The organism is Devosia sp. SD17-2 (genome assembly GCF_029201565.1).
Classification (GTDB): Bacteria; Pseudomonadota; Alphaproteobacteria; order Rhizobiales; family Devosiaceae; genus Devosia.
Window position 1 is genome coordinate 675419 of sequence record NZ_CP104002.1, and the last position, 15459, is coordinate 690877.

A 15459-nucleotide genomic window follows, 5' to 3' on the forward strand; every position below is an offset into this window, starting at 1 on the left:
GTGAGGCCGAGGCGTGTCGTGATTCCTAATCATCTGTCCCGATATGTGTCAAATTCTTTCCTCAAAGGCAATAGGCTTTCTATCGCACCCCCACGACACTGTTGGAAACCTCGTGCAACACGCGTTCCGGAGCGTCCCAGGGCGCTTCGGGCGCCCGCGGTCCCGTGGCCTCATACGCCCGCATCAGCGGGTTGATTCTGTCGCGCAGCGCGCCAAGCGCCTCCCACCACCCCGCATATTGGATCATGTGATGCTCGATCTCCTCCATCGTCGAGCCTTCGAACGCAAACTCAAAGCCCATCAGGCCGCGCGCTTGCCGTTGATCGGCGTAGCGCCGGGTCGCCTTGCCGCCCCGCTTGCGCACCAGAACATACCGCCCGCAGCCTTCCGCGCCCCAGTCCGGCCGTGTCCCGGTCATGCCGTAACGCTTGACCAGCGCCATCAGCCCGGTGAGCCGCTCATCGCCTGCCATCGCCAGCAATTCCTGGCCGATCACCATGGCATCGTCGTGCATCCAGCGCCCGTCGCTGCCGCCGCCACCACCCGAAATCACCGTGCCCAGCGTCATCCACGCCGGACCGCCGCCGCCAGCCTCGCCGCCGCCGGCACCGCGCAGCACGCCCTGCTTTTCGAGCGCCCAGTTGACCAGCCATTCGATGTCGCGCTTTTCCCGAACCAGGCTCAATTCATTCTCTCCAGACCAGTGCCCAAATCATTCGCTGCCCTCAGCATTTCAGGGCCAGCCCTTGCCTCGAGCCGTTGCCGCGCCAGCCCCACCTCGGTGATCGGGAACGGCCAGAAGCCATCCCGTTCGCTGACCTGCATCGACTGGATGGGGACGCCGCGCATGGCGGCGATTTCGGCAAAGATGGGATCGTCCTTGTGGACCCGGATACGGTCCTCCAGCTGGGTGGGGTTTGCCACCGGTTTGCTTTGAATATGTGAACTTTTTTCTTTTTCTTTTTTTATAGTATCTGGAGAATGCTTTAGCAAAACGCTGGCATTTGCTAGGCCTGCCTCTTGGTTTTTCAAGGCCTTAGCGCTTCCGCCCTGCTTTCCAGAAGCAGCTCTCCTTTCACTTTTAGCCGCGCTTTTTTGGAGCTCTTTTGTCAGGCGATTATGCCAGATTTCACCCTCTCTTTTTTCCAGAAAGACCATCAGATCGGGTGCAATTGAACGCCATTTTTTGACGCTAAGACGCACCACGCGCGCCAGCTTTGCGTCGTCATCGGGCAGCTTGCCACCGGCGTTCCACATGGCCATCAGCAGCAGCATGTAGGCGCCAATCTGCTCGGTGGAGAGGTGCAGCGTGTCGCCGACAAAGTCGGACACATAGAGCTGCATGAAGGGCCGCTCGCTCATGAGATGGGTTCCTCTGAAACGGGGTTGGAAAGATCGGAAAATCGGGTGAGCCAGGCGTCAAAGGCGAGGGTTACCGCGCCCGTAGGGCCGTGGCGCTGCTTGCCGATAATGACATCGGCGCGGCCCCTGGCCTGCTCCATCTGGCTCGCCCAGTCGATATGCTGGGCGGTGCCTTCCTTGGGCTCACGCGCCCTCAGGTAATATTCCTCGCGATAGACAAAGAGCACGACATCGGCGTCCTGCTCGATCGAGCCGCTTTCGCGCAAATCGGCCAGCTGGGGGCGTTTGTCGTCGCGGCTCTCGACCTGCCGGCTCAGCTGGCTCAGCGCCACCACGGGCACGTCCAGTTCCTTGGCGAGCGCCTTGAGCGACGTCGTGATCTCCGTTAGCTCCTGGACGCGCCCTTCGCGCGCCTTGCCGCCTGACCCGCTCAGCAGCTGCAGATAATCGACGACGATGAGGTCGATGCCGGTCTGGCGCTTCTGGCGGCGCGCCCGGGCGCACAGCTGGGCAATGTTCATACCGCCCGTGTCGTCGATATAGAGCGGCAGGCGATTGAGCCGCTGGCTGACATCGACAATACGCTGGAACTGGTTCTCGTGGATGGCACCGCGCCGAATATCGGAGGAGGCAACCTCGGCCTGTTCGGAGAGAATGCGTGTCGCCAGCTGCTCGCCGCTCATTTCGAGGCTGAAGAACAGCACCCGGCCACCGTTGATTGTTTCTTCCTTGCCGTCGGCGGTGAGCTGAGCTGAGAAGGCGTCGGCGATCTTGTAGGCAATGTTGGTCGCCAGCGAAGTCTTGCCCATGGCAGGACGACCGGCAAGGATGATGAGGTCACTGCGCTGCAGCCCGCCCATGACTTTGTCGAGGTCGCGCAGGCCTGTTGCCGTGCCCGACAGGTGCCCGTCGCGCTGATAGGCTTTTCCCGCCATGTCGACGGCTTTTAACAGCGCCACGCTGAACGGCTGGACGCCTCCGGCGCCGCCATTGCGCTCGGCGAGGGCAAACAGCTCCTTTTCCACGGTTTCGATCAGCATCGAGGCGGTCTGGTCGCTGGACGCGTTGCGCGCCAGGTCCTGGGTAAGCGCAGCGACATCGCAAAGCCGTCGCCGCACCGCCAAGACGCGAATATGCCCGCCGAAGTCGATGGCATTGATAACGCTCACCGCCTCGCGCGCCAGCAGCGCCAGATAGTGCGACATGCCCATGTCCGGCGTCAGCTTTTCGGGCAGGAAGGTTTTCAGCGTCGCTGGCGTTGCCGATTTGCCGACGCGAATGAGCGAGGCCATGATTTCAAAGATCTGGCCATGGATAGGCTCGAAGAAGTGCCCCGGATCAAGGAAATCCGAGACCCGCCAGAAGGCGTCATTATTGGTCAGCACCGCACCGAGCAGGGCCTGCTCAAGTTCGATATTGTGCGGCGGAAGGTTAGTCTGGTCGGTCACGGCCGAGCTGCCTCCCCATCAATCTGGTCGAGATAAGCCTGCGCCAGGCGCTTGATGCGGCCGTCGTCGCTGTGCTGCTGAACCGTGCCGGAGAATGGATCGGTAATGCCCTGGCTCTGACTGGACTTAAGTCCCAGCATCTCGATGATCACCGGGTCCGATCCGCCATTGGTGGTGGCATAGATCGCATCGACCTGCCCTTGCTGGCCAGGACGGCGGAGGCGGCCGATCACCTGCTTATGGACCTGCGGCGACCAGTCGAGCTCGCCAAAGACCACGGTGCGGCAGGAGTGCTGCAAGCCATCAAGGCCCGCGCCGGAGCGCAGCGAGATGATCATGACCTTGGACGTGCCGTCCATGAAGGCCCGCTTGGCCTTGAGCTTGCCCTTGCCCGTTTCGGTGCCTGTATACATCACCGGAAACAGGTCGCGGAGCTCGTCGAGCCAGATAGAATAAACCTCGCGATGCCACCCGGCGAGCAACACCTTCTCGCCCGATGCCACGAGCATGCGCACGAGCGCCGCGACACCCTTGGCCTTGGCGATCCCAGTAATCTGACGCATCCAGATATCGAGCTCGCGCGCCGCCTGACCGGATTCCATGAAACTGCCGTGCAGCACTTTCAGCGCCAGTCGCTTGGTCTCTTCTTCGAAGCTTTCCGAGGCTTTGTGGTCAAAGTCCATGTCATGCATGATGACGTTGACAGGCGGCATCTGCTTGCCGACATCGCCCTCTGTGCGGCGAACGGCGAGATGCTCGTCGCGCAGGTATGCACCAAGTGCGCTTGGGTCCATGACGGTGGCATTGGGACCAAAGCCCGAGCACCATTCAAGGCAGAACTCGCCAAAGGTGCCCAGTGCGCCCGGCTCTATCGCCTGGACGACATTGTAGATCTCAGCGCCATAATTGTAGATCGGGGTAGCCGTCAGGCCGATGCGCATGCGCGCATGCTGGGAGAAGACCTTGGCCGCCCTGCCTTTGGACGTTTCCGTTCCGTGGCGCAGCTCCTGCACCTCGTCAAAAACGACAGCCTTGAAGACATCCGCAGCCGCAATGTCGACCCAGCCGACGATGTTTGAATATTTGAAGATGTAGAGGTCAGCCTTGGGCAACTCATAGGGCTTGGTGCCCGTGATGATATGGGCCGTCATGGTGGTGAAAGGTGTGATGTATTCGTCGACCCACTGCTCGGTCAGGTGCGCCTGGACGACGATGGCGGCCGGCAGGTGCCCACTTTCGGCAATGGCAGCAAGGCTGGAAATGGTCTTTCCGAGGCCGACATCATCCATGATCAGCAATCGGCCCAGCCGAGCCGCCAGGGCGCCATTCTGCGCCTGGAAGGGATAGGGCGACCTGTCCGGCTTGAACGCCGCCACGGGCGACGGCACCCAATCGTCCGCCATGATCCGATGCGCTTCGGCGGCTTGATTGAGCCCATGCTCATAGCTGCGCTCCAGCCGCTTGCGAGCGTCCTCGCCCATGGCCATGGGGAAGCGTTGCATGAACCAGAGCAGGTCCGTGGCTGTCGTCGAGGTGTCCTTGAGATCGAACTCGCCAGCCCGGGTCTTGGCCACCTTGGCGAACATGGATTTGAATTTGAGCGACACATGCGGCGGCAGCCCGCGCAGCTGCCAGAATCCTTGGTGCCATTCTAGCCGCCCAAAGGTGCGATCGGGGATGGCGAGCGAGGTCACGACGCGTACTCCACGACGAGATGGTATTCGCCGAGGACATGCCAGATCCGGCCACGCGGATCTATGGGCTGCTGCACGATGCGCCCGAAGCGTTCACGCGCGATTGGCCAACGCCCCTCAAGGACCTCGCCCTGCTGGGCGCCCCGGGCTATGGCGGCGGCTTCGACATCCGCGCGGTCGAGCGCCGGATCCTCGATCAGGCCATTTATCCTCTTTTTGAGCTTTCCCCCCCTTCGGCGGCAATCTGCCAGGCCGTCGACGTCGCCGACGCTAGAGCGCTGGCAACCGAATATCGTGATGCTGTTCGTGGCAAAGGGCCCGAATGGGTGCCGAGCGCGGCCTGCCTTTCTGGCAAGCCGATCAAGTTCCGCAAGCGCGACGACGTCGAGCAGGAATTCCTGGACGCGCTCGTCACCATGACCCGCGACGCCCATCGCGCCGGCTTCAGGAGGGCAGCATGAACACGTCAGCCACCCGCCCAATCGGTGCCGCGGAACTGAGATTCATCGACAGCAATCTTCTCAAGAACGAAGTGGAGCGCCGTGTTCGGAGCGGCGAATGGGATCACCTGCTTGGCAGCGCCAAAAGCCACCTGTTCGGTGAAGATGAATCTTATACCGCCGCAGCGGACGAGGGCGTTCTAAGCGCTCTTGCCTACTTCAAACGAGGCGAGACGCGTGAAGCACTTCACCACCTCGAGCAAGCATTGGGCCCCGACTGGCATGGCCTGGGCGGCCTGCGTCCGGAGGATCTGCGATGACCAAGATCGCTCCGCGCCAGCTGGCCGAAGCCATGAGCAAGCTCTCCCAGACGATCGAAGGCCGCACGCCCAATCCTATTCTTGGCTTCGTGCGCCTGGTGGCCGATGGGGATAAGCTCGAGCTCATCGCAACTGACCTCGATATCCGCCTGACCACGACCGTTCCCTGCGTTGGCAGCTTTTCGGCGATCTGTGTCGACGCCAGTCGCCTGACGGCCGCCCTCGGCCGCATCAAGGATCGCGCCGAAGCTGAGCTCATTCCCGTCGAGGGCAATGCGCCCGTCCTTCGCGTCAAGTCCGGTCGGTCCGAGTTCAATCTGCCGACATTGCCGGCGGATGGCTTCCCGCACCTCTTTCCGCCCACCAACGTTGTCAGTTTCACCGTCCCGGGCGCCGTCTTTCGATCGATCCTCGCCGCGCACCAGGCGAGCGTCAGCCACGAAGAGACGCGCTATTACCTCAATGGTGTCGCCATGCAGATGGGCGACATCAATAGCAGCTCGGCAGCCCAAAGCCTCGTTTTCGTCTCGACCGATGGTCACAAGGGCCTTGCCCGGCACATGACAGTGGATGATCTGCCGCCGGAGCTGGCGCCGATCATCATCCCCAACAAGACGACGGCCGTGATCGCCAAGATCTTTGACAAGGCAGAGTTCCTGGGCATGGAAGTGGACAAGGACCGCATCCGGGTCACAGGCGGCGGAATGGAAATGATCTCCAAGCTCGTCGATGGCACCTTCCCGGACTGGCGCCGTGTCATGCCCAGGCGCGACCCCACCCTTTCCTATGACGCCAAGGGCCTTGCCAGCAGCATCGAGACCGCCGGCGCCGTGACGGGTGCGCTCGCCAAGCAGGGCAAGCCGGTGAGGATGGTGTTCGGTGAGGAAGAAACCGAGCTCACGACGCGTGATCTCGAAAATCCCAACTTCACCGGCAGCGACGTCTGTCAGCACGAGCTGCTCGACAGGCTCGAGGTCACCGAAATTGGTGCCAACTACAAATACATGGTCGAGATGATCAATGCGCTCGACACCGACATCGTCCAGGTTGGACTTGCAGGGACAAATGGCCCCATCACGCTGACCAGTGGCAGCCATGCGGACCGCCGCGCCGTCGTCATGCCGATGAGGGTGTGACGATGGCCGTACCCACCGATCGTCGGAAAGCAAAAGCTCCGCCCGTCACCATCGAACGCATCGAGCGCGCCATGGATGAAGTGGCGCTCGCCATCCACATGGCGGGTGCCAAGGGAGCTGTATATCTGCCGATCTATGAGCGCCTCGAGCGCGAGCTTCAGGCGCTACGAGAAAAGCAAGCCACGATGGCGCTCGTCAGGGCGAGGCTGGAGCGGCTGGCAGCCCAGTAAACACTGCAGGGTCGAACAGCAGCGCCACCTTTTGCAATTCTGCGCGACGCCATTCCAGAGAGCCACCAGTGCCGTATTCCTCCCGGTCGATCCTGTGCCCCAGGATGATGCGTCGAAGATCATCGCCGATGCCGGCATCCTTCATCCGATCTTCCATCGAATGCCGCAGGCCATAAAGCGTGTGCGACGGAGTTGGGGTCAGCCCGTTGTTGCGCAGGTACTTGTTGACCAATTGCGACAGCGCCTCTTCCCGCTCGCGATATCGGGGGAAGCCATTGGGGAAGCGGCGAAACACCTCCAGCGCCACACCCACCAACGGCACCACGCGGATCGAGGCTGCCGATTTCAGTTCCCGCGGGTCATCCGGATCGTCACGCTCCTCAAAGGCGAGGTGCGGTACGGCCGCGTCCAGTTTGATGTTGCTAGCAAAGAGGTTGCACATCTCGCTCGGTCGGGCGCCAAGCTCGATGGTTGCGAGCACTATTGCGCGGGCTTCGTCATTGAGACGGTCCAGCGAGCCAGGCTGTAGAATCTTGTCGCGGATCCATTCGGTGGGGAAGGGTGGGCGCACCTTTTTCCTTTTCGCCTTTTCGGTAAAGGAAAGGCCTGCAAAGGGATTTATGCGATCCATCTGCCCGATATGGGCAAAGTACTCGCCATAGATGGTGCGAAGCGAGCCGAGTTCGCGATTTCCGGACGATGGAGAGTGGGTCGGGCGGCCCTCTTTCGGGGCGATCCGCTTCTGCCAGAAGCGCCAGAACTTGAGGGCGTCCTCGCGAGAAATTCTATTGATGTCGAGATCCCCAACGACCTCCACAAACCGGTCAACACCGCGCTTCTTGATATTGATCCATTTACGCCGCTGCTGATCGCTCTTGGTCCGCAAAGCGCCAGTCGAAATCTCGTCGGCATAGATCTTGTAGACCTCGGTCAGCACCAGGGGAGGGGGCGTCTCCCCACCGAGGAGTGCGGCCTGGTGTGCGACGGTACGGCCAGCGCTAGCCAGCGTCTCTGTGCGGTCAAGCAATTCGTCGACCGGGAGATCGGCAACGTCCGCGGCCGACCGATAGGAGAAGCCAAGCGCTTCTGCGCGACGAACTGCAGCCTCATACAAGCGGCGTGCCCGCACCTGGTCGTCACCGGCGAGCATTGCACCCCAGAGCTGATTGTCCGCAGCTTCATAGGCATCGCGACGCGGGCGCGCCTCACCGATATTCCGTGTCTCAAGGGAAATGCGCACCAGCGGGGGGCGATCGTCGATGTCGCGAAGGGCCTTGGGCACCTTGCGGTGATAGTACCAGATCCCCCGCTTTTGCTGCAGGAAACGATCCGCGTCAGTGCTGTCTTTTCGGCCGCCCATCACTCAGGTGTCCCCGTAGGTATCCCCACAAGGAACACCACGACGGCGCGGACTGTCAAGAGACTGTCGTCGCAAAAGGAAAAGCGTTTGTTTTTCAACGCTTTAAGGCTTGTTCATGTTGGGGGTTTTTGGAGCGGGTGAAGGGAATCGAACCCTCGTCGTAAGCTTGGGAAGCTTCTGCTCTACCATTGAGCTACACCCGCATCGCCGGGATCAATGCGCGAATTCTGCCGGGGCGTCAAGGTGTCTGCGCGGGGGATATCTTCATCCCCAAGACCGGCAGTGGAGGAGCAGGAATAAGCCGGGCAGGGGGACAGGGGTCACTGCCGGGAAGGGGGCAAAACCTGTTGGGTTTGTTGCTGAAATCGATTTGCGGGGACCAGACGATGATCCCCGCAGAAATGGTGGCTCAGGCTTCGAAGGGCTTGAAGTGTTTTGAGAGTTTGAGGGTCTGGGCCTGGTAGTTGGAGCCGAGCGCAGTGCCGTAGAGGCGGTCCGGGGCTTCGGCGAGGTCTTCGTAAACTAGCCGGCCGATGGTCTGGCCGTGGCCGAGCAGGAACGGCACTTCGCGGCTACGGACTTCGAGAACGGCGCGGCTGCCGGTGCCGCCGGCCGCGGAATGGCCAAAGCCCGGGTCAAAGAAGCCGGCATAATGGACGCGGAATTCGCCCACCAGCGGATCAAAGGGCACCATTTCGGCCGCATGGGTGGGCGGGACATGCACCGCCTCGAGGCTGACGAGAATGTAGAATTCGTCAGGGTCGAGGATCAGCTCGGCCCGGCCGCGGTTATAGATGGGCTCCCAGAAATCGAGCACGTCGAGCGCGCCCTTCTTGTCGACATCGACAACGGCGGTGTGGCGCTTGGAGCGGAAACCGATGAGCCCGTTGCGGCCGTCGCCGCGCAGATCGATGGAGAGCGCAACGCCTTCGCCGACCGGCTGCTGACCATCGACGACCAGGGTCTGGCTCTGGTGGAGGGCGAGGTGCTCTGCTGCATTGAGGCGGCTGTCGCCGGAGCGGAAGCGCATCTGGGAAAGGCGCGAGCCCGTGCGCACCAGCACGGGGAAAGTGCGCGGGCTGACCTCGAGATAGAGCGGGCCTTCGTAACCGGCCGGCATCTGGTCAAAGCCGCGGGCGCGATCGCCGATGACGCGGGTGAAGACGTCCAGGCGCCCCGTCGAGCTTTTCGGGTTGGCCGAGGCGCTGACATCGGCGGGGAGTTTGAGGCTCTCCTGCAGCGGCACGAGATAGACGCAGCCGCGCTCCAGCACGGCGCCCTGGGAAAGGTCGATCTCATGAAGTTTGAGCGCTTCGATCCGCTCGGCCACTGAATGGGCGGGGCCGGGCAAAAAGCTCGAGCGGACGCGAAATGCTTTGGAGCCGAGGCGCAGGTCGAGACTGGCCGGCTGCACCTGATCGGCGTCGAACGGTGTCGCCGAGATAATGGCGCCCGTATCGTGGAGCTTTTCGATCAGTCGCGCAGGAAATACGCCCTTGGGCCAAAGCTCGGTCATGGTGCCCCATCAATCCGGTACAAAAGTGATCGCTCTCCCCTAGCAAAGGCGAACGTCCTGCGCCACCACTGCGATTGACGCGGCAGCGCAATTACCGTTAGATCGCGCCCACAGTGGCGATTTGGCCGGTCGCTTGCAGCCACTTTAAACAAATAGCTAAAGACCGTCGAACCGGCCGCCCTTGCGCGCCGGTTTTTTTGTTGAAGGCAACTGCTATGTCCAAAGCCCAGAACCCCCTCCTTGATCCGCGCCAGCGCTCCGCCGCGACACAAATGGTTCACGGAGGCGGTAAGCGCACGGCGTTCAACGAGACCAGCGAGGCGCTGTTTCTCAATTCCGGCTATTCCTATCCTTCGTCCGAGCACGCCGAGCTGCTGTTCCAGAACAAGATAGAGGGCGGACACAATTATTCGCGCTTCGCCAACCCGACCATGGACATGTTCCAGGACCGGATGGCGCTGCTTGAAGGGGCAGAAGCGGCACGCGCCTTTGCCACCGGCATGGCAGCGGTGACCAATGCGATCATGAGCCAGGTGCGCGCCGGCGATCATATCGTTGCCGCGCAGGCGCTGTTCGGCGGCTGTCGCTATGTGGTGGAAGATTATGCGCCGCGCTTCGGCGTGGAATCGACGCTGGTCGACGGTCGCGATCCCGAAAATTTCGCCCGCGCCATGCGCCCCAATACCAAGGTCGTGTTTATAGAGACCCCGACCAATCCGACGCTGGAACTGGTCGATATCGCCGCGGTCGCCGAGATTGCCCATGCCCATGGCGCCAAGCTGATCGTCGACAATGTGTTTTCGACCGCGCTCTGGCAGAAGCCGCTGGAGCTGGGCGCCGATATCGTCACCTATTCGGCCACCAAGCATATCGACGGGCAGGGCCGGGTGCTCGGCGGGGTCGTGCTGGGCTCGAAGGAAATCATCGAAGGCGATGTGCATACGTTCCTGCGCCAGACCGGCGCGACGCTGTCGCCGTTCAATGCCTGGGTGCTGGTAAAAGGGCTCGAAACTTATGCGCTGCGCGTCAAGCAGATGACCGATAGCGCCGAAAAGATCGCCAATGCACTGGCTGCGCACCCAAAGATTGCTCGGGTCGCCTATCCGCACCATCCGAGCCACCCGCAGTATGATCTGGCCAAGCGGCAGATGAAGCGCGGCTCGACGCTGATGGCGATCGATCTCAAGGGCGGGCAGGAGGCGGCGTTCACCTTCTCAGACAGCCTCGCGGTGGTGCTGATCTCCAATAATCTGGGCGATTCCAAATCGCTTATCACCCATCCGCGCACGACGACCCATGCGCGCCTGACCGAAGAGGTGCGCTTGGAAACTGGCGTCACGCCGGGCCTGCTGCGCCTGTCGGTGGGTTTGGAAGACCCGGACGATCTGATTGCCGATCTGATGTATGGGCTGGATCAGGTGTGATGACAGGGGTGGTGGCGCTCTTTCGACGCGTGGGGGGAACCCTCGTCTCGAGATCACCCCACCCGCAATCCCTCCCCATCAAGGGGAGGGAGGCGCAAGCTCGACCGCCTCGGCTCCCTCCCCCTCGTGGGGAGGGTGGCACCGTGTGTGTGGCACACTCTCGCTTCCCCACCGGCGGCACCTCCCCCCTTGCGGGGGAGGCCAGAAGGGGGGTGTTTGCTGGTGTGTTGGCGATGCTCGCCACCATCCTTTTCTCCATCACCCCCGCCTTCGCGCAAAATCTGCCCTATCACGCCGATCCGGACGCGCGCGAAATCCTGCCGCTGCAGGGGGCGGTGCCGGCCATCCGGTTTCTGACGACGGCCGATTTCCCGCCCTTCAATTTCCGCGATGAGAGCGGTGAGCTGATCGGGTTCAATGTCGATCTGGCGCGGCGCATCTGTGCCGAGGTCAATGTCGCCTGCACGCTGCAGGCCTGGCCCTGGGACCAGGCGGCCAATGCGCTGGCAGACAATCAGGGCGATGCGCTGATCGCCGGCCTCGCCATCACGCCGGAAAACGGCGAGCGGTTCGATTTTTCCTCGACCTATCTGTCGCTGCCCGGGCGTTTTGTTACGCGCGCCGAGGCGATCGCCGGCTTTTCGCCCGAGGCGCTGCGCGGAAAAACTGTGTCTGTCCGCGCCTCATCGAGCCACGCCGACTTCATGGCGCGCTACCTCCCCGGCGTCGAGACGAAGCCTTTCGACACCGAGATCGAGGCGCTCGAAGCGGTCCGCACCGGAGACGCCGCAGCCTATTTCGGCGATGGGCTGCGCGCGGCGTTCTGGCTCAATGAAAATCTCGCCTGCTGCGGTTTCGCCGGCGAGGCCTATTTTCGCCCCGCCCTATTTGGCGATGGGCTGACCATCGCCGTGCCTGCCGGGCAGGACGCCGTGCGCCACGTTATCGACTGGGCGCTGGTGCGGCTCAAGACCAATGGCACGCTCGACGAGCTTTACCTGCGCTGGTTCCCGGTGGGGTTCTACTAGGTCGGGATGCGACGGTGCCGCGCGCGGGCGGCGACTTCGATGGCGGCGGTGGTGAGCCGGTCAAGGCTGAGCCCGTCGCGCAGCATTTCGAGGAAGCGCAGTTCTTCCTGCTCGAGCCGCAGATCGACCGCGGTGACTTCCACGGCCAGCGCATAGGCGGTGTCGTGGAGCTTTTCGGGCAGGGCTGCGATGGCCGCGTCGAGAACGCCGTCGAGGCCATGGTCTCCGTTCAGCCGGTCGGCGCAATCATTGGCGACGTCTCCGAGACGATCGCCATCAAACCCTTGGAACACGGGCAGCCGGTCGATCAGCGCCTTGATGCGCACCAGCTCGCGCTCGGTCATTACACTGTCGGAGGAGGCGGCGACGATCATCAAATCGATCAGGGCGTCGTGGATCTGTGCGGTCATGGCAGGTTCCGGATGAAAATCTCGACATTAGCTAGGCGCAGTATGGCGATGGTGCAACCACCTGCGTCATTGACGCGGGCTGATGGGAATGTAACACACCAGTCCTTGTTTTCTTCTGCCCTCCAGAAAGGCTGCACCCAGTGTCGTCTGCCGCTTTGCCCGCCCTCGATCCATCCTTCTTTGAGCCCGCGCAGACCGCGCGCGCCTGGCCCTTCGAAGAAGCGCGCAAGATCGTCAAACGGCTGGAAAAGTCGGGGAAGGGCGAGGCCCTGTTCGAGACCGGCTATGGTCCCTCGGGCCTGCCTCATATCGGCACTTTCGGCGAAGTGGCCCGCACCACCATGGTGCGCACGGCCTTCCGCCTGCTGACCCGTGACCAGATCCCGACCCGGTTGCTGTGCTTCTCGGACGATCTCGACGGCATGCGCAAGATCCCGGACACTGTCCCCTCCAAGGAGGCGATGGAGCCGCATCTGCAAAAGCCGCTGACCTCGGTGCCCGATCCGTGGACCAATGAATACGAGAGCTTTGGCCATCACAATAACGCCATGCTCCGCCGGTTCCTCGATACCTTCGGGTTCGACTACGAGTTTGCCAGCGCCACCGATTACTATCGCTCGGGCAAGTTCGACACCGTGCTGCTGCGCGCTGCCGAGCGCTATCAGGACATCATGGACGTGATGCTGCCCACGCTCGGTGCCGAACGCCAGGCGACCTATTCGCCGTTCCTGCCGATCTCGCCGATTTCGGGCCGCGTGCTCTACGTGCCGATGAAGGAAGTCAACGCCAAGGACGGTACCGTCACCTTCACCGACGAAGATGGTCGCGACACCACCGTCCCGGTCACCGGCGGCCATGTGAAGCTGCAGTGGAAGCCCGATTTCGGCATGCGCTGGGCGGCTCTGGGCGTCGACTTTGAAATGTTCGGCAAGGACCACCAGACCAATCAGCATATCTACGACAAGATTTGCGCGATCCTCGGCGGCACCCCGCCCGAGCATTATGTCTATGAGCTGTTCCTCGACAGCGAAGGCCAGAAGATCTCCAAATCGAAGGGCAATGGCCTGACGATCGACGAATGGCTGACCTATGCGCCGACGGAGAGCCTCGGGCTCTACATGTTCCAGAAGCCGCGCGTCGCCAAGCGTCTGCATTTCGATGTCATCCCGCGCGCCGTCGACGAATATTTCGCCCATGTCGCTGCCTTCGCAAAGCAGGAAGCGCCCGCACGCGTCGAAAATCCGGCTTTCCACGTCCACTTCGGTGACGTGCCCAAGGTCGACATGCCGATCACCTTCGGCCTGCTGCTTAACCTCGCCACGGCGTCCAATCCGGAAACACCGGAAGTCATGTGGGGCTATATCTCGGCCTATGCGCCGGGTGTATCGGCCGCGACCCATCCCCAGCTCGATGCGCTGGTCGGCTATGCCATGCGCTATTTCCGCGACTTCGTGGAAAAGACCTATCGCGCGCCGGACGACGAAGAACGCGCTGCGCTCGAAGCCCTCTCGGCTGCCTTCGGCGAACTGCCAGCGAAGTCGAGCAATGAGGACATCCAGAACGCGGCCCTCGACGTGGCGCGCACGTTTGAGCGCTATCAGGACCACACCAAGAAGAGCCCCAATGGCGGCCCGGGCGTGTCCGGCGAGTTCTTCCAGATGCTTTACCAGGTGCTCATCGGCCAGGAACGCGGCCCCCGCTTCGGCTCCTTCGCCGCGCTCTACGGCATCGAGAATACCCGCAAGCTCATCGCCAGGGCTCTCGCCGGCGAGTTTTTGAAGGGCTGATTTTTCGGGTTTTTACGATTTTGGGCTCCGCAGTGCTGCGGGGCCTTTTTTGTATGTTGGTGCCGGTGGACGGGAAAAAACAACCCCCACCCAACCTCCCCCTATCAGGGGGAGGCCGGGCGGGGGTAGGTTGAGCACCAGCCTCCGGGCTCCACCGCTTCCTCTCAGCCCAGCACCTTCCTGAAAAACACCACGCGCTCGGTTTCTTCAAAGCCGAGGGCGGCGTGCATCTGGTGGCTCTCGGTGTTCTCAAGGAGCGCGTCGGAGGCGAATTCGGTGCAGCCCATCTGGCGGGCCCAGTCTTCCGTGGCGGCGACCAGAGCCCGGGCGACGCCCTGCCTGCGGGCGTGGGGCACAACGAAAATGCCTTCAAGAAACGCGACGGGGCTGGTGTCGGTGCCGTTGACGAAATCCTGGCGCAGGCTGGCTTCGGCAAAGCCGAGGGCGGCGCCGTCCGGTCCTCTGGCGATGATGTTGAGCCCCTTGCCGCTGCGCGCAAGCGCCTCAGAGATTTCTGCTTTGTGCTCCTCCCGGCTGGTGTCGGCCCAAAGCGCCATCCGCAACTCTAGCCAGTCCGCACGATCGGCTTGGGCGAGCGGAACGATTATCACTGGCTGGCCCAGATGATGCGCGCCATCCATTCGACGTCGACGAGATCGATGAAGCGGGGTTCATAGGCGGGGTTGAGCGAGTGCAATTCGATCTGCTTGGCGGTCTGGCGCGCGAGAATTTTCGCCATCACCTCGCCATCGCGCGTGCGGACCACGACGCGGTCGCCGCGGCGCACCTGTTCGGTGGGCGAGACCACGATCCGGTCGCCCTCGCGATAAAGCGGCTCCATGCTGTCGCCCTGCACTTCGAGCGCATAAATGCCGGGATCGACCGGGGAGGGGAGCGCAACCTCGTCCCAGCCTTGTCCGGCCGGAAAGCCGGCGCTGTCGAAAAAGCCGCCGGCGCCTGCCTGGGCGAGGCCAAGCAACGGCACAGTGGCCGGGCGGCTTGGTTCGGAGAGGCCATTGCCGCCTGACATGAAGGCGCCTGTGCCGCTGAGAAAACTGTCGAAATTTTCCCCGGTGGCATCAAGAATTTTTGAAATGCTCTCGGTCGAGGGCCAGCGCTCGCGCCCGTCCTTGCTGACGCGCTTGGAGAGATTGAACGCGGTGGCATCAAGCCCGGCCAGCTTGGCGAGCGCGGACACCGACACGCCGTGGCGGCGTGCAAGGGAGTCAATGCCATCCCAGATGGAGCGGTGTGAAAGCATGCCGAGGCAAATCCGAAAGGAAATTTGTCTTCTTGAGGGGAAT

General features: G+C 62.3%; 16 protein-coding genes, 1 tRNA gene and 1 riboswitch. Of the genes, 7 read left to right on the top strand and 10 right to left on the bottom strand.

What is annotated here, in order from left to right; genetic code table 11:
- Positions 1-79: 79 nt before the first annotated feature.
- From NYQ88_RS03410 to NYQ88_RS03425, 4 genes are read right to left on the bottom strand one after another with little or no spacing between them, the layout of a single operon-like run.
- The gene (locus NYQ88_RS03410; protein WP_275653573.1) at positions 80-685 is read right to left on the bottom strand and encodes a hypothetical protein; all 606 of its coding nucleotides are present in this window, start codon (positions 683-685) and stop codon (positions 80-82) included.
- Entirely contained in the window at positions 682-1362 is a 681-nt protein-coding gene (locus tag NYQ88_RS03415) for a DUF1376 domain-containing protein (protein ID WP_275653574.1), read from the bottom strand. Before NYQ88_RS03415 ends, NYQ88_RS03410 begins: the two co-directional genes overlap by 4 nt.
- Positions 1359-2810 (bottom strand): replicative DNA helicase, encoded by a 1452-nt coding sequence (locus tag NYQ88_RS03420; RefSeq protein ID WP_275653575.1) that lies wholly within the window; start codon positions 2808-2810, stop codon positions 1359-1361. Before NYQ88_RS03420 ends, NYQ88_RS03415 begins: the two co-directional genes overlap by 4 nt.
- Positions 2807-4504: a DEAD/DEAH box helicase gene (locus NYQ88_RS03425; protein WP_275653576.1), complete on the bottom strand. Its 1698-nt coding sequence runs from the start codon at positions 4502-4504 to the stop codon at positions 2807-2809. The genes NYQ88_RS03420 and NYQ88_RS03425 overlap by 4 nt, the downstream gene beginning before the upstream one ends.
- A gap of 20 nt (positions 4505-4524) precedes the next feature.
- On the opposite strand from NYQ88_RS03425, the gene NYQ88_RS03430 reads away from it, so the two are divergent.
- Genes NYQ88_RS03430 through NYQ88_RS03445 form a run of 4 tightly spaced genes read left to right on the top strand, consistent with a single transcriptional unit; the run spans position 4525 to position 6630 of the window.
- On the top strand, positions 4525-4965 hold the full coding sequence (locus tag NYQ88_RS03430; RefSeq protein WP_275653577.1) for a hypothetical protein: 441 nt from the start codon (positions 4525-4527) through the stop codon (positions 4963-4965).
- Positions 4962-5264 (top strand): hypothetical protein, encoded by a 303-nt coding sequence (locus NYQ88_RS03435; protein ID WP_275653578.1) that lies wholly within the window; start codon positions 4962-4964, stop codon positions 5262-5264. Before NYQ88_RS03430 ends, NYQ88_RS03435 begins: the two co-directional genes overlap by 4 nt.
- Positions 5261-6400 (top strand): DNA polymerase III subunit beta, encoded by a 1140-nt coding sequence (gene dnaN, locus NYQ88_RS03440; protein WP_275653579.1) that lies wholly within the window; start codon positions 5261-5263, stop codon positions 6398-6400. Before NYQ88_RS03435 ends, dnaN begins: the two co-directional genes overlap by 4 nt.
- A 2-nt stretch (positions 6401-6402) precedes the next feature.
- Positions 6403-6630: a hypothetical protein gene (locus NYQ88_RS03445; RefSeq protein ID WP_275653580.1), complete on the top strand. Its 228-nt coding sequence runs from the start codon at positions 6403-6405 to the stop codon at positions 6628-6630.
- Here NYQ88_RS03445 and NYQ88_RS03450 read toward each other — a convergent pair.
- The 3 genes from NYQ88_RS03450 to NYQ88_RS03460 all read right to left on the bottom strand — a co-directional run bounded on the left by NYQ88_RS03450 (position 6596) and on the right by NYQ88_RS03460 (position 9506).
- Complete coding sequence (locus NYQ88_RS03450) at positions 6596-7990, bottom strand: DUF6538 domain-containing protein (protein WP_275653581.1); 1395 nt, start codon at positions 7988-7990, stop codon at positions 6596-6598. The genes NYQ88_RS03445 and NYQ88_RS03450 overlap by 35 nt on opposite strands.
- A gap of 129 nt (positions 7991-8119) precedes the next feature.
- A tRNA-Gly gene (locus NYQ88_RS03455) sits at positions 8120-8193 on the bottom strand.
- 206 nt (positions 8194-8399) lie between these two features.
- Positions 8400-9506 carry a 2'-deoxycytidine 5'-triphosphate deaminase gene (locus NYQ88_RS03460; RefSeq protein WP_275653582.1) on the bottom strand — a complete coding sequence of 369 codons (1107 nt, stop codon included), beginning with the start codon at positions 9504-9506 and terminating at the stop codon, positions 8400-8402.
- Between the two features lie 103 nt (positions 9507-9609).
- Positions 9610-9685: riboswitch (SAM riboswitch) on the top strand.
- A 36-nt stretch (positions 9686-9721) separates the two neighbouring features.
- Between NYQ88_RS03460 and metZ the strand changes: the two genes are divergently transcribed.
- Positions 9722-10930, top strand: a complete 1209-nt coding sequence (gene metZ / locus NYQ88_RS03465) for an O-succinylhomoserine sulfhydrylase (RefSeq protein WP_275653583.1) — start codon at positions 9722-9724, stop codon at positions 10928-10930.
- Positions 10931-11163: 233 nt separating this feature from the next.
- Complete coding sequence (locus NYQ88_RS03470; RefSeq protein WP_275653584.1) at positions 11164-11958, top strand: transporter substrate-binding domain-containing protein; 795 nt, start codon at positions 11164-11166, stop codon at positions 11956-11958.
- Here NYQ88_RS03470 and NYQ88_RS03475 read toward each other — a convergent pair.
- Positions 11955-12368 (bottom strand): tellurite resistance TerB family protein, encoded by a 414-nt coding sequence (locus tag NYQ88_RS03475; protein WP_275653585.1) that lies wholly within the window; start codon positions 12366-12368, stop codon positions 11955-11957. The genes NYQ88_RS03470 and NYQ88_RS03475 overlap by 4 nt on opposite strands.
- Positions 12369-12508: 140 nt before the next feature.
- Between NYQ88_RS03475 and NYQ88_RS03480 the strand changes: the two genes are divergently transcribed.
- Entirely contained in the window at positions 12509-14155 is a 1647-nt protein-coding gene (locus tag NYQ88_RS03480; protein ID WP_275653586.1) for a lysine--tRNA ligase, read from the top strand.
- A 164-nt stretch (positions 14156-14319) separates the two neighbouring features.
- Here NYQ88_RS03480 and aac(6') read toward each other — a convergent pair whose 3' ends face one another.
- Both aac(6') and NYQ88_RS03490 read right to left on the bottom strand, forming a co-directional pair.
- Positions 14320-14763, bottom strand: a complete 444-nt coding sequence (gene aac(6') / locus NYQ88_RS03485; protein ID WP_345774631.1) for an aminoglycoside 6'-N-acetyltransferase — start codon at positions 14761-14763, stop codon at positions 14320-14322.
- A complete protein-coding gene (locus NYQ88_RS03490; protein ID WP_275653587.1) occupies positions 14763-15416 on the bottom strand; it encodes a helix-turn-helix transcriptional regulator in 654 nt (217 codons plus the stop codon). The genes aac(6') and NYQ88_RS03490 overlap by 1 nt, the downstream gene beginning before the upstream one ends.
- Positions 15417-15459 lie beyond the last annotated feature (43 nt).